General features: G+C 59.3%; 11 protein-coding genes. 8 read left to right on the top strand and 3 right to left on the bottom strand.

From position 1 onward, the window contains the following. On the bottom strand, positions 1–999 hold the full coding sequence (gene moaA, locus PPUTUW4_RS15545) for a GTP 3',8-cyclase MoaA (RefSeq protein ID WP_015095534.1): 999 nt from the start codon (positions 997–999) through the stop codon (positions 1–3). Between the two features lie 666 nt (positions 1,000–1,665). On the opposite strand from moaA, the gene PPUTUW4_RS15535 reads away from it, so the two are divergent. The 4 genes from PPUTUW4_RS15535 to PPUTUW4_RS28180 all read left to right on the top strand — a co-directional run bounded on the left by PPUTUW4_RS15535 (position 1,666) and on the right by PPUTUW4_RS28180 (position 6,725). Further along, a complete protein-coding gene (locus tag PPUTUW4_RS15535) occupies positions 1,666–3,990 on the top strand; it encodes an FdhF/YdeP family oxidoreductase (protein WP_015095533.1) in 2,325 nt (774 codons plus the stop codon). A gap of 137 nt (positions 3,991–4,127) precedes the next feature. Beyond that, positions 4,128–5,549: a cytochrome ubiquinol oxidase subunit I gene (locus PPUTUW4_RS15530; RefSeq protein ID WP_015095532.1), complete on the top strand. Its 1,422-nt coding sequence runs from the start codon at positions 4,128–4,130 to the stop codon at positions 5,547–5,549. 17 nt (positions 5,550–5,566) lie between these two features. Beyond that, complete coding sequence (cydB, locus tag PPUTUW4_RS15525) at positions 5,567–6,583, top strand: cytochrome d ubiquinol oxidase subunit II (RefSeq protein ID WP_015095531.1); 1,017 nt, start codon at positions 5,567–5,569, stop codon at positions 6,581–6,583. Further along, complete coding sequence (locus tag PPUTUW4_RS28180; protein WP_083884577.1) at positions 6,570–6,725, top strand: DUF2474 domain-containing protein; 156 nt, start codon at positions 6,570–6,572, stop codon at positions 6,723–6,725. The genes cydB and PPUTUW4_RS28180 overlap by 14 nt, the downstream gene beginning before the upstream one ends. Positions 6,726–7,498: 773 nt before the next feature. Here PPUTUW4_RS28180 and proS read toward each other — a convergent pair. Then, positions 7,499–8,989: a proline--tRNA ligase gene (gene proS, locus PPUTUW4_RS15515; protein WP_015095530.1), complete on the bottom strand. Its 1,491-nt coding sequence runs from the start codon at positions 8,987–8,989 to the stop codon at positions 7,499–7,501. Positions 8,990–9,209: 220 nt separating this feature from the next. Beyond that, entirely contained in the window at positions 9,210–10,061 is an 852-nt protein-coding gene (locus PPUTUW4_RS15510; RefSeq protein ID WP_015095529.1) for a CAP domain-containing protein, read from the bottom strand. Positions 10,062–10,203: 142 nt separating this feature from the next. Between PPUTUW4_RS15510 and PPUTUW4_RS15505 the strand changes: the two genes are divergently transcribed. From PPUTUW4_RS15505 to PPUTUW4_RS15490, 4 genes are all read left to right on the top strand, one after another. Further along, positions 10,204–10,824, top strand: coding sequence for a cell wall hydrolase (locus PPUTUW4_RS15505; RefSeq protein ID WP_015095528.1), 621 nt, complete (start codon positions 10,204–10,206; stop codon positions 10,822–10,824). Between the two features lie 198 nt (positions 10,825–11,022). Further along, on the top strand, positions 11,023–12,000 hold the full coding sequence (locus PPUTUW4_RS15500; protein ID WP_015095527.1) for an NAD-dependent epimerase: 978 nt from the start codon (positions 11,023–11,025) through the stop codon (positions 11,998–12,000). Between the two features lie 49 nt (positions 12,001–12,049). Next, positions 12,050–12,790, top strand: a complete 741-nt coding sequence (locus PPUTUW4_RS15495; RefSeq protein WP_015095526.1) for a glycosyltransferase family 2 protein — start codon at positions 12,050–12,052, stop codon at positions 12,788–12,790. Next, positions 12,787–13,065, top strand: a complete 279-nt coding sequence (locus PPUTUW4_RS15490; RefSeq protein WP_007976061.1) for a lipid-A-disaccharide synthase N-terminal domain-containing protein — start codon at positions 12,787–12,789, stop codon at positions 13,063–13,065. The genes PPUTUW4_RS15495 and PPUTUW4_RS15490 overlap by 4 nt, the downstream gene beginning before the upstream one ends. Positions 13,066–13,068 lie beyond the last annotated feature (3 nt).

The raw sequence follows: 13,068 nt of genomic DNA, 5'->3' as shown, positions 1-13,068 counted from the left end.
TCAGCCGCCCGTCATGTTCATGAAGCGAATGACCTGGACATCGTCGTTCACTTCGAAATTGTGTCGATAAGGCTTGAGTTTCATCGCCTCGATAATGGCTTTCTCCAGGCGCTCGGGCTGTCCGGGGTGGCTGCGCAAGACAGCCTTGAGATCCACCGAGTGCTCATTGCCCAGGCACAGCAGCAGGCGTCCTTCCACGGTCAACCGCACCCGGTTGCAGGTGCCGCAAAAGTTGTGGCTGTGGGGGGAGATGAACCCCAGGCGAATCTGCGGCGCCTCGGCCAGGCGCCAGTAGCGCGACGGACCCTGGGTCGACTCGGCGGAGTCAATCAAAGTGTAGCGTTCGGCAATGCGTTCGCGGACCTGGGCGCTTGCGAAAAACGATTCTGCGCGGCTGTGCTCGTCGATGGTGCCCAACGGCATTTCCTCGATGAAGGAGATGTCGAGGTTGCGGTCGATGGCGAAGCTCACCAGATCATTGATCTCATGGTCGTTGCGCCCCTTCATCACCACGCAGTTGAGCTTGGTGTTGCGAAAGCCCGCCTGGTTGGCCGCGTCGATGCCCTTGATCACCTGTGCCAGGTCACCGGTGCGGGTCAGTTCGCGAAAGCGTTGCGGGTCCAGGCAATCGAGGCTGATGTTGAGGCGCTTGACCCCGGCCTCGAACAACGGCCCGGCCAGTCTGGCCAGCTGCGAACCGTTGGTGGTCATGCACAGTTCACGCAGGCCGGGCAGGGCGGCGATCTTCTCGCACAGCTGCACCACGCCTGGACGAATCAGCGGCTCGCCTCCGGTCAGGCGGATCTTGCGGGTGCCCAGCGCGACGAAGCTTTGCGCCGTTTGATAGATCTCTTCCAGGGTCAGCACCCGTTGGCGGGGTAGAAACTGCATGTCCTCGGCCATGCAATACACGCAACGGAAATCGCAGCGGTCGGTGACCGACATGCGCAGATAGTCCACGCGCCGGGAGAAGCCATCGATCAAGACTCGTTCTGACATGACACCCTCGCTTGGTGTTGGATGGACTTTGTAGGAGCGAGCCCTGCTCGCGATGGTTGTTAACGATGACGCGTGCTTACTGGCTAAACGCGGCGCTCTTGAGTCCATCGCGAGCAAGCTCGCTCCTACAGGTATTGCGCTGTTAACGGATAAGTGTAGGAGCGAGCCCTGCTCGCGATGGTCGTTAACGATGACGCGTGCTTACTGGCTAAACGCGGCGCTCTTGAGTCCATCGCGAGCAAGCTCGCTCCTACAGGTATTGCGCTGTTAACGGATAAGTGTAGGAGCGAGCCCTGCTCGCGATGGTCGTTAACGATGACGCGTGCTTACTGGCTGAATGCGGTGCTCTTGAGTCCATCGCGAGCAAGCTCGCTCCTACAGGTATTGCGCTGTTAACGGATCTGTTGAGCGCAGGCTAAGAGCAACTTTAACGGGCGTCCAATCACTATTAACAACCGGGTGATCGAGCGGGTCGATGATGAACTTTATTTTGTGGTTTCAAGGGCTGTAAGTGATTTCAAGTTATTGAAAAATAAGTATTTAAACTCGTGATAGAGCGTTTCGATAATGCGGTCGTAAATAGCGATTAGACAATAATTAATCCCCGTCCATATGCTTTTCTCCGTCAAACGATCAATGGCCTGAATCAGGTCACGGAGAAGTACCATGTCTCAAGTCGACCGCTACAAACCCTACAAAGGTGCCGCCGCCGGTTGGGGTGCACTGATTGCTGTTACCAGGAACTGGCTGGGCAGTGAAAACGCGCTGAAGAACATTCGCGCCATGCTCAAGACCAACCAGAACGGCGGCTTCGACTGCCCCGGTTGCGCCTGGGGCGAGTCGCCGGAAGACGGCATGGTCAAGTTCTGCGAAAACGGCGCCAAGGCGGTTAACTGGGAAGCTACCGGCCGTCTGGTCGACCCGGCGTTTTTCAACAAATACAGCGTCTCGGCGCTGGCCGAACAGAGCGATTACTGGCTGGAGTATCAGGGTCGCCTGACCCACCCGATGCGCTATGACGCGGCCACCGACCGTTACGTGGAAACCACCTGGGACGAGGCTTTCGCGCTGATCGCCCGGCACCTCAACGCGCTGGAATCGCCGGACCAGGCCGAGTTCTACACCTCGGGCCGGGCCAGTAACGAGGCGGCATTCCTCTATCAGCTGTTCGTGCGGGCCTACGGCACCAACAACTTTCCGGACTGCTCCAACATGTGCCACGAAGCCAGCGCGGTGAGCATGATCGAAAGCCTCGGCGTGGGCAAAGGCACCGTGGTGTTCGACGACCTGGAACATGCCGACGCGATCTTCGTCATCGGCCAGAACCCCGGCACCAACCACCCGCGGATGCTCGAGCCCTTGCGCGAAGCGGTCAAGCGCGGAGCCCAGGTGATCTGCATCAACCCGCTCAAGGAGCGCGGACTGGAGCGCTTCCAGCATCCACAGCACCCGATCGAAATGCTCATGAACGGCTCCGAGCCGACCAACACCGCGTACTTCCGCCCGGCACTGGGTGGCGACATGGCGGTCATGCGCGGCATGGTCAAGTTCCTGCTGCAGTGGGAGCGCGAAGCACAGGTCAGCGGCGGCGAGCCGGTGTTCGACCACGAGTTCATCGCCGAACACACCTCGGGAATGGGGGCCTACCTGGGCGAAGTCGACGCCACCAGTTGGGAGCACATCGAGCAGCAGTCCGGCATGTCCTTGGCCGACATTGAGCTCGCCGCCCGCATGTACGCCCGGGCCAAACGGGTGATCATGTGCTGGGCAATGGGCCTGACCCAGCACACGCACTCGGTGCCGACCCTGCAGGAAGTCATCAACCTGATGCTGCTGCGCGGCAACGTCGGCCGGCCCGGCGCGGGCCTGTCACCGGTTCGCGGCCACAGTAACGTGCAGGGCGACCGCACCATGGGCATCAACGAACTGGCGCCCACCGAGTTGCTCGATGCCCTGGAAAAACGCTTCTCCTTCAAGCCGCCGCGTGAGCATGGCCACAACACCGTGATGGCGATCGGCGCGATGGAGCAGGGGCGTTCGAAAGTGTTTATCGCCCTGGGCGGCAACTTCGCCCAGGCCACCCCCGACACGCCGCGTACCCACGCTGCGCTGCGCAAGTGCGACCTCACCGTGCACATCGCCACCAAGCTCAACCGCAGCCATCTGGTCACCGGTCGTGAAGCGCTGATCCTGCCGTGCCTGGGCCGCACCGACATCGACATCCAGGCCGAAGGGCCGCAAGGCGTCACCGTGGAAGACACCTTCAGCATGATCCACATCTCCCACGGCCAACTGAAACCCAAGTCCAAACACCTGCTGTCGGAACCGGCGATCATCGCCGGCATCGCTGCCGCGACACTGGGCAAGCACCCGATCGACTGGAACTGGGCCATCGGCGACTACGGGCGCATCCGCAACATGATCGCCGACACCATTCCCGGCTTCGAAGATTTCAACCGGCGCTTGCTGCATCCGGGCGGTTTCCACATGCCCAACGACGCGGCCAGGCGCATCTGGAAAACTGCCAGCGGCAAGGCCCAGTTCACTCCGAGCGTGCTGCCTGAGCACCTGATCAGCGAGGGCGTACGCAACCTGGCGGTCAAGCCGCACCTGATCCTGCAGACCATGCGCTCCCACGATCAGTACAACACCACGCTGTACGGCCTGGATGACCGTTATCGCGGTGTCTACGGCATGCGCGACGTGGTCTTCGCCAACGAGCAGGACATCCGCCGGCTGGGGTTCGAACCGGGGCAGAAGGTCGACCTGGTGGCGCTGTGGGACGACGATCGCGAGCGTCGGGTCAGTGGTTTTACCCTGATCGCCTACGACATTCCGGCCGGTCAGGCGGCAGCGTACTACCCGGAGACCAATCCGCTGGTGCCGCTGGAAAGTTTCGGTGACCGCACCTTCACCCCGACTTCCAAGTTCGTCGCCATCCGGCTGGAGCAGGCCAGGGCCAGCAACCTGATTTCGACCTCCGCTGCGTAGTACCGATCACTCAAGACTTTGTGGGAGCGAGCTTGCTCGCGATTGCAGGGTGCCAGACGCCATTGATGTTGAAGGTGCCGGCCTCATCGCGAGCAAGCTCGCTCCCACAGTTTTAAATCCGCAATGAGGATTTCGATATGTTCAATCTGGAGGCACTGGACCTGGCGCGGATGCAATTCGCGTTCACGGTTTCGTTCCACATCATCTTTCCCGCCATCACCATCGGGCTGGCCAGTTTCCTGGCGGTGCTCGAAGGGCTCTGGCTGAAGACCCACAACGACACCTACCGCGATCTCTACCATTTCTGGTCGAAGATCTTCGCCGTCAACTTCGGCATGGGCGTGGTCTCGGGGCTGGTCATGGCCTACGAGTTCGGCACCAACTGGAGCCGCTTCTCCGACTTCGCCGGCAGCATCACCGGGCCTTTGCTGACCTATGAAGTGCTCACGGCGTTCTTCCTCGAGGCCGGTTTCCTCGGGGTCATGCTGTTCGGCTGGAACCGGGTAGGGCGCGGCTTGCACTTCTTCTCGACGGTGATGGTGGCCATCGGCACGCTGATTTCGACCTTCTGGATTCTCGCCTCCAACAGCTGGATGCAGACGCCGCAGGGTTTCGAGATCGTTGATGGTCGCGTGATGCCGCTGGACTGGCTGGCCATCGTGTTCAACCCGTCGTTCCCGTACCGCCTGGCGCACATGGCGATTGCCGCTTTCGTGGCCACGGCGTTCTTTGTCGGCTCGTCGGCGGCCTGGCATTTGCTGCGCGGCAACGACACCAGACAAGTGCGCAAGATGCTGTCGATGGCGTTGTGGATGGCCTTGATCGTCTGCCCGATCCAGGCCGTGGTCGGCGACGCCCACGGCTTGAACACCCTGGAACATCAACCGGCGAAGATCGCTGCCATCGAAGGGCACTGGGAAAACAACGGTAGCGAAGCGACGCCGCTGGTGCTGTTCGGCATCCCGGACATGCAGGCCGAGAAGACCAAATACGCCATCGAGATTCCGTACCTGGGCAGCCTGATCCTGACCCACAGCCTCGACAAGCAGATCCCGGCGCTCAAGAGCTTCCCGAAAGAGGATCGCCCCAACGCGACGATCATTTTCTGGAGCTTCCGCGTCATGGCCGGGCTGGGCATGTTGATGGTGCTGGCCGGCGTGCTCGGCCTGGTCCTGCGTCGCAGTGGTGCCATCTACCGCAACCGCTGGTTCCTGCGCTTGATGCTGTGGATGGGCCCAAGCGGCCTGATCGCCATGCTCGCCGGCTGGATCACCACGGAAGTGGGGCGCCAGCCGTGGGTAGTGTATGGCCTGCAACGTACCGCGAATGCCGCGTCCAATCACAGCGTCACGCAGTTGAGCATCTCGTTGGCGCTGTTCGTGGTGATCTACTTCTCGGTCTTCACGGTGGGTATCGGCTACATGATGAAACTGGTGGCCAAGGGGCCCAAACCCCATCACGAGCATGCGCCTGTGGGGCATCCCGATCAGGTCATCACACCGCGCCGGCCGCTGTCCGCCGACGCTGAAATCCTCGAAACCGACGCCCGCGTCAATTGAAGGAAGGGAGTTGAGTCATGGGTATTCAAGGTATCGATTTATCGCTGATCTGGGGCGTGATCATCGCCTTCGGCGTGATGATGTACGTCATCATGGACGGCTTCGATCTGGGGTTGGGCATTCTGTTTCCGCTGATCCCGGATGCGCAGGAGCGCGATGTGATGATGAACACCGTGGCACCGGTCTGGGACGGCAACGAGACCTGGCTGGTGCTGGGTGGCGCGGCGCTGTACGGCGCGTTCCCGCTGGCCTATTCGGTGATCCTGGAGGCGCTGTACCTGCCGTTGATCCTGATGTTGTGCGGCTTGATCTTTCGCGGCGTGGCGTTCGAGTTTCGCTTCAAGGCCAGCCCTGAAAAACGTCATGTCTGGGACATGGCGTTCATCGGCGGTTCGCTGCTGGCGACCTTCTCCCAAGGCGTGGTGATCGGCACTTACATTGCCGGTATCCCGGTGGTCGACCGCCAGTTCGCCGGTGGATCGCTGGACTGGCTGGCACCCTTTCCGTTGTTCTGCGGAGTCGGCCTGATCGTCGCCTATGCGCTGCTCGGCAGCACCTGGTTGCTGGTCAAGACCGAAGGCATGCTCGAATCGCGGATGCGCCTGTTCACCCGGCCCCTGGCCTGGCTACTGTTGGCGGTGATCGGCGTGATCTGTGTGTGGACGCCGATCCTGCATCCGGACATCGCCACGCGCTGGTTTGCCCATGCGCACCTGGCGGTGTTCGCAGGCCTCGCGGTGCTGGCCTTGCTGGCGATGTTCGGCTTGCTCAAGACCCTGCGCCAACGCCACACCCATTGGCCGTTCGCCTTCACCCTGATGCTGGTGTTCCTCGGTTACATCGGTCTGGCGTTCAGTATCTGGCCGAACATCGTGCCGCCGTCGATCAGCCTGTGGGCCGCGGCATCACCGCCGACCAGCCAGTTGTTCATCCTGATCGGGGCGCTGTTCATTCTGCCGATCATCCTGATGTACACGGTCTGGAGCTACTACGTGTTCCGCGGCAAAGTGAGGATTGGCGATGGCTACCATTGAATCCCGTGAACCGGCACCGGCGCCTTGGTACAAGCGCCTGGGGTGGCTGGTGTTGATCTGGCTGGGCAGTGTGGTTGCGTTGGGGGTGGTGGCGGGGGCGTTGCGGATGTTGATGCAGGCGGCTGGTATGAGTAGTCACTGATGGCAAGTCGTTAGAGGGTTCCAGTTCGCTTTGAGGTGTTTGGATTGGGTGAATATCCATTTCTGCGGTCACGGCGACTATTGGTTCCGCCCTTACGGCGGGTCACTTTGGAAAAGCCCCAAAGTAACCAAAGGGCTCTTGCCCCTTACGTTCGATGCCTCGCCTAGGCTCGGCATTCCCTCGCTCCGGTCCTGCTCCGTGAGCCCGCCGCCATCGGCCATCCATGGCCGGCGGCGGCTAACCCGGCATCCATGCCGGGTTGCCCACTGCGCAGTACCTGCGCTCGGCCTCTCGATGGGGCAAGAAGATCAAAAGCCAAAGCGAGGCGGCCTACCGGCCGACCTAGTTCTGATGGGTACGTGTTTCCCTGTAGGAGCGAGCTTGCTCGCGATGGACGTCAACGATAACGCGCGCTGTCTGAATGATCGCGTTGATCAGACGTTTTTCGCGAGCAAGCTTCGCTCCTCGCGGCCAAGGACTTCAGTCTCACCGCAAAAACTTTCTTGAAGGGCATAGAGTCCTGTCATTACAGCGCCCAGGTTCACGCTAGCCAGTGTCCTGTTGGCCGGCGTATTCGGGCAGTTTCACATGTATGTAGGCCAATACTTGCTGACGACGTGCTCCACCGAGCAAATGCACGAAATCATCAATGTGGTATTCGTCACCAACGCACTGGCATCAATCCTGTTGCAGTACCTGATCGGGCGCAAGGTAACGGCTGAAGGCCTCAGGCTTTGGACGCGCGGGTGTGTCTTGGCCTTCGTTGCCGGGGATCAATATGACTTTGCATAAAGTGCCCAGGTGTCCGTTTTACGACCGGTGAATAAACAGGTTGCGGAAGCTTTAGGTTGTTTTAGCGGAATACAGCGAACGGTTGCTCCAAGCTCTCCGATGGCTTTTTCAACTTTTTCATCTTCGGTGAAGGGGGCAAGAACAAAGGCGTTAAGTTTTGCGTTCTGTTTAAAGCGCTTTTTGAATTCGTCCAGGGTAGTGATCATTGTGGTGTTGTCGGACAGTTTCTTCTGTGCTACCTCCAACATGTCTTTTTGAAGGGTGGTCAGTATTTTCGAGATATTTTTAACGAAACTTTCAGTGTCAAGCTTCAGTAGGGTTTTGCAGTTGTTTCGACAGGAATAGGACACTACATTTTGCTCTAGTTCCTTTATCCCGATCTCGACCCGGACAGGGACGCCACGCTTGATGTGGTACCACTTTTTTTCACCGCCATTCATGTCCCGCCAATCGATGCTGGCCCGAAGGTTTTGCCCTTTCAGCTTCTTCCGGGATATCTGCTTTTGCAGTTTTTTACAGTAGTCATGGATGGCATCTGCATTCTGTTCGTCGCGGACGATCGGAACAATGATCACCTGGGTCGGCGCCACGAGGGGCGGGAGTATTAGCCCGTCATCGTCTCCATGGGCCATTATCATCGCGCCGATCAATCGCGTGGATACTCCCCAGGACGTCGTCCATGCCAGTTCCTTTATCCCTTCTTTGTTCACGAAACGGATGTCTGAACTCTGTGCGAAGTTCTGGCCTAAAAAATGAGAGGTACCTGCTTGCAGGGCCTTGCCGTCTTGCATCATTGCTTCAATGGTGTAGGTGCTGACGGCGCCCGGAAAACGCTCCCAAGAGCACTTTTCGCCCTTGATTACCGGTATGGCCAAGTGCTCGGTAGTAAAGCGCTCGTAGATATCCAGCATCTTTAGCGTTTCGTCCAAGGCCTCATCATGAGTTGCGTGAACGGTGTGACCTTCTTGCCATAGGAACTCCGATGAGCGAAGGAAAATCCGAGGACGCATTTCCCAGCGCATTACGTTCGCCCATTGATTGATAAGGAGCGGCAGATCCCGATAGCTTTGTACCCATCGTGAAAAGGATGCACCGATGACCGTTTCACTGGTGGGCCTGATGATCAACGGTTCTTCTAGTGTTCCTGCGGGAGTAAGGGTTCCATCCGCTGATTTTTCGAGACGGTGATGGGTTACAATCGCGCACTCTTTGGCAAAGCCTTCAACATGCTCGGCTTCTTTTTGAAGAAAGGATAACGGAATCAATAGTGGAAAATAGGCGTTTGAATGTCCTGTGTCTTTGATTTTCTGATCAAGTTCTCGTTGAATCTGCTCCCATATGCCATATCCCCAAGGACGGATAACCATGCAACCTCGAACTGGAGAGTTCTCAGCCATTTCCGACTGGATAATCACTTGTTGATACCAGTCAGAAAAGTTTTCATTTCTTGTAGGTGATATTGCGTTTTTCATAGAGCCCTGACTTTGAGGTCGAAATTTGCTATTCGAAATGGTGTCGTATGGGGCTAGGTATATTTATTGGGCTTTGAAATTTCAAGATTTCATGTGTGGTTTTTCATATTTCAGAAATTTCCTTCAGAAGGATCTTTCATTTTGTGAAGTTACTCCGCTCTTCGACGTGTTCATTGACCACAAAGAACCCCCAATGCAATCGCTTCGGGGGCTATGGCACTCACTGCGCCCCAAACATCGCCGTCCAGTAAATCCCCGCATCGCTCTTCGGGTCGGTCGCATACGCCGCGCCCAACTCGCGGAACTGCGGGTTCATCAGGTTGGCGCAGTGGCCGGGGCTGGACAGCCAGCCTTCGACCACTTTGTGTGCGGTGTCTTGCCCGGCGGCGATGTTTTCGCCGATCTGCTGGAAGTTGTAGCCGGCCAGTTCCGCGCGGTCGCCCGGGGTGCGGCCGTCGCGGTCCTTGTGGTCGAAATAGTTGTTGTTGGCCATGGAACGCGAGTTGCCTTCGGCGGCGCTGGCCAGTGTGGCGTTCCAGGCCAGCGCTGGCGCGGCGGCGAAGGATTGCGTGCCGCACTGGCGTGGCTGGGTGCGTGCGGTGTTGAGTTCGGCGAGCAGCTTCTGGCCTTCGGCCTGCGCGTCGCCCAGGCGTGCGCTCAACAATGGCCGAGCGACCACGATGCGCCATTGCTGGTCCTGGCGGCTGACGCCGACATCGACGAATTGCGGGTCGAGGACGATCTGGCAAAAACTCTCCTGGATCGCCTTCATCGCTGCGGCTGCATCGCGAGGTCCGGACAGGCTGATTGCCTGCACGTTTTTCATCGGATAACCGGCAGCGGCCATGGCCTGCTGCAGATTACCGATGCTCGAGGCGCTCAGCACCAGGCGCGGGTCGGCCGACAGCGGCGGCAGCTCCGATGACACCTGGCCGGCACAGCGCTGCAGTTGGCTGCGGTAGACGTTGATCGATTCGATCAATTGCGCTTCGTCCGCCGCCATGGCGTTAGCGGCACATACCAGGCCCAGTGACACACCGGCCAAGCGCATTGCGGATGAGATGAATCCCATGAAAATCCCCTTTGAGCAGATGGCGCTCATGATGCGCGAAGTTGGCCCATTTAAGACAACGGATTTATCCAGAGTGTAGTGGGGTGGGCGAAATCATTTCACGACTAGACTGAATCGAACCACTCACCGAGTAACACCGACCATGCGCCTCGACTGGATCGCCACCTGCTTCGCCCTCACACTGCTCGCCGGCCCGGTATCGGCTACGGATCAGGAGCAAAAAGAGGAATCGGCGGAGAACAAGGCCCAGGTGCTGGAACAGAAGGCCGCCGAGAATAAATCCCCCGCAACGGCTCCCAAGGTCGAAGCCATTACCCCGTCCGAGGTCCAGGCCGTTGACCCGGCGGGTGCCGCGCCGCTGGACGATGCGATCACGTGCCTGGCCCGCTCCATTTACTGGGAAGCCAAGGGCAAGGACTCTGCCGACATGGAGGCGGTGGCCAATGTGGTCATGAATCGCCTGGGTCACGAGGGCTTTCCGGACACGGTGTGCAAAGTGGTCAAGCAGGGATCGGAGACCAAGAGCTGTCAGTTCTCCTGGTGGTGTGACGGCAGATCCGACTCGGTCCAGGAAGAAGTGCCTTACGCGATGGCCAAGGAAATCGCGCGCAAGGCCCTGAACAAGGAGCTGCCGGATCGCACCCAGGGTGCCCTGTATTTCCATGATCGTACGGTCAAGCCGGATTGGGCCAGGGAATACATCAGGACCGTGGATATCGGCCTGTTCCGGTTCTATAAGCCCCGTGACGGATCGGCCAGGTAGCAGCGCTGATTTCGGCCAGATAGTGTTTTTGCAGAGGTCGTGCGCGGCGTTATCCAAACTGAAATGTTTCTGTTTTATAAGCTGCATGACGCAACCGTGCGTGACATGACGTTATAAGCAGGAACTGCACATGAAGCGGGTGAGGGTCTGGATCAGTAATTTCGCGTCGAACGCGGCGCAGTCGTCAGCGTGCGCCCGATGACCGTCCTGGTCACCGGTGCCGCCGGTTTCATCGGTTTTCATACGGTCCGGCGCTTGTGCCACGAGGGTCAGGAGGTTGTCGGTATCGACAATCTCAATGACTACTACGACGTGGAACTCAAGCACGCACGCCTCAAGGTGCTGGAGACGTTGCCGGGTTTTCGCTTCCGGAAAATGGACATCGTCGACAAACCGGCCCTGATGGACCTGTTCCGCGACCATGGTTTTACCGAGGTGGTGCACCTGGCGGCGCAAGCCGGGGTGCGTTACTCGCTGGACAACCCGGATGTCTATGCCCAGTCGAACCTGGTGGGTTTCCTCAATGTGCTGGAAGCCTGTCGGCACCATCGCCCCGAGCACCTGATCTATGCCTCGAGCAGCTCGGTATACGGCACCAACAGCAAGATGCCGTTCAATGTCGAGGACCCTGTCGATCATCCCGTATCGCTGTACGCGGCCAGCAAGCGCGCCAATGAACTGTTGGCCGAAAGTTACTGCCACTTGTATGGCTTGAAAGCCAGTGGCCTGCGCTTTTTTACCGTCTACGGCCCGTGGGGCCGCCCGGACATGGCGCTGTTCAAGTTTACCGACGCCATCCTCAAAGGCCTGCCCATCGACATCTACAACCAGGGCCAGATGTCGCGCGACTTTACCTATGTCGACGACATTGTCGAAGGCATCGCCCGACTGCGCCCAAAGCCACCGGTGCCGCAAGGCTCTGGCGCTGGCGTCAACCGGCTCTTCAACATCGGGCGTGGCAAGCCGGTGGCGTTGCTGGATTTCGTCGAGTGCCTGGAATCGGCCCTGGATCGACAGGCCCGGCGCAACTACCTGCCGATGCAGGCCGGTGATGTGGTCAAGACCTGGGCCGATGTCTCGGCACTGGCCGAGTGGGTGGGCTTCAGCCCGCAGGTGACGCTGGAAACCGGCGTCGCAGCGTTTGTGCAGTGGTATCGGCAGTTCTATCGGATTTGAAGCGTTCGCCTCTGATCTCGAAAAAATCATGAAAGGCGAGAGAGACCCCATGAGCCAAGACATTTTTGTATCCGTGCTGATCCCGGCCAAAAACGAAGCGAACAACCTCAAGCCGCTGCTTGAGGAAATCCGCGTGGCGCTGGCCGATGAGTCGTACGAAATCATCGTCGTCGACGATGGCAGCACCGATGCGACCCTGCAGGAGCTGCGGCAGATCCGCCACGACGGCTTGAACACCCTGCGCATCCTCCATCACGAGCGCTCGCTGGGGCAGAGCACTTCGCTGTACCACGCCGCCCGGCAGGCCCGTGGGCAATGGCTGGCGACCCTCGATGGCGACGGCCAGAACGACCCGGCGGACATCCCCGGCATGCTGGCGCTGGTGCGCGGCGAACCGGGCAAGGTCGATGTGCAACTGGTCGCCGGGCACCGGGTCAATCGCCGCGACACCGCGAGCAAACGCTACGCCTCGCGGTTCGCCAACAACCTGCGCCGCCGCCTGCTAAAGGACGCCACCCCGGACACCGGTTGCGGCCTGAAGCTGATCGAGCGCGCGGCGTTCCTGCGCCTGCCGTACTTCGACCACATGCACCGCTTCATTCCGGCGCTGATCCAGCGCCACAACGGGCGCATGATCGTGCACCCGGTCAACCACCGGCCGCGCACGGCCGGGGTGTCGAAATACGGCAACCTCGACCGCGCACTGGTCGGCATTCTCGACCTGATCGGCGTCTGGTGGCTGATCAAGCGCACGCGGCTGAACACCATTGCCCAGGAGCTCGAAGGATGATGCTGACCCGTGAAACTCTGTGGCTGGTGGTCGGCTTTGCGGGGCAGATTGCCTTTACCGGGCGTTTTGTCCTGCAGTGGCTGTATAGCGAATACAAGAAACGCAGCGTGATCCCGACCAGCTTCTGGTACCTGAGCATCGTCGGCAGCTCCTTGCTGCTCGCTTACGCCATCTACCGTCAGGATCCGGTGTTCATTGCCGGGCAGGCCTTTGGCTCCATCGTCTATTTTCGCAACCTGCAATTGATTGCCAAAAGCCGCAGCGTGAAGGAATAAACC

It is taken from the genome of Pseudomonas sp. UW4 (genome assembly GCF_000316175.1).
GTDB lineage: Bacteria > Pseudomonadota > Gammaproteobacteria > Pseudomonadales > Pseudomonadaceae > Aquipseudomonas > Aquipseudomonas laurylsulfatiphila.
The sequence above is the reverse complement of the archived record's forward strand: the minus strand, read 5'-3'. Positions and strand labels throughout refer to the sequence as shown.

Excerpts from the sequence above, each read along its gene's own strand:
- proS (WP_015095530.1), bottom strand. The coding sequence starts at position 8,989 with ATGAAAAACGCAATATCACCTACAAGAAATGAAAACTTTTCTGACTGG.
- PPUTUW4_RS15490 (WP_007976061.1), top strand. The coding sequence starts at position 12,787 with ATGATGCTGACCCGTGAAACTCTGTGGCTGGTGGTCGGCTTTGCGGGG.
- PPUTUW4_RS15495 (WP_015095526.1), top strand. The coding sequence starts at position 12,050 with ATGAGCCAAGACATTTTTGTATCCGTGCTGATCCCGGCCAAAAACGAA.
- PPUTUW4_RS15535 (WP_015095533.1), top strand. The coding sequence starts at position 1,666 with ATGTCTCAAGTCGACCGCTACAAACCCTACAAAGGTGCCGCCGCCGGT.
- moaA (WP_015095534.1), bottom strand. The coding sequence starts at position 999 with ATGTCAGAACGAGTCTTGATCGATGGCTTCTCCCGGCGCGTGGACTAT.
- PPUTUW4_RS15500 (WP_015095527.1), top strand. The coding sequence starts at position 11,023 with ATGACCGTCCTGGTCACCGGTGCCGCCGGTTTCATCGGTTTTCATACG.
- cydB (WP_015095531.1), top strand. The coding sequence starts at position 5,567 with ATGGGTATTCAAGGTATCGATTTATCGCTGATCTGGGGCGTGATCATC.
- PPUTUW4_RS28180 (WP_083884577.1), top strand. The coding sequence starts at position 6,570 with ATGGCTACCATTGAATCCCGTGAACCGGCACCGGCGCCTTGGTACAAG.
- PPUTUW4_RS15505 (WP_015095528.1), top strand. The coding sequence starts at position 10,204 with ATGCGCCTCGACTGGATCGCCACCTGCTTCGCCCTCACACTGCTCGCC.
- PPUTUW4_RS15530 (WP_015095532.1), top strand. The coding sequence starts at position 4,128 with ATGTTCAATCTGGAGGCACTGGACCTGGCGCGGATGCAATTCGCGTTC.
- PPUTUW4_RS15510 (WP_015095529.1), bottom strand. The coding sequence starts at position 10,061 with ATGGGATTCATCTCATCCGCAATGCGCTTGGCCGGTGTGTCACTGGGC.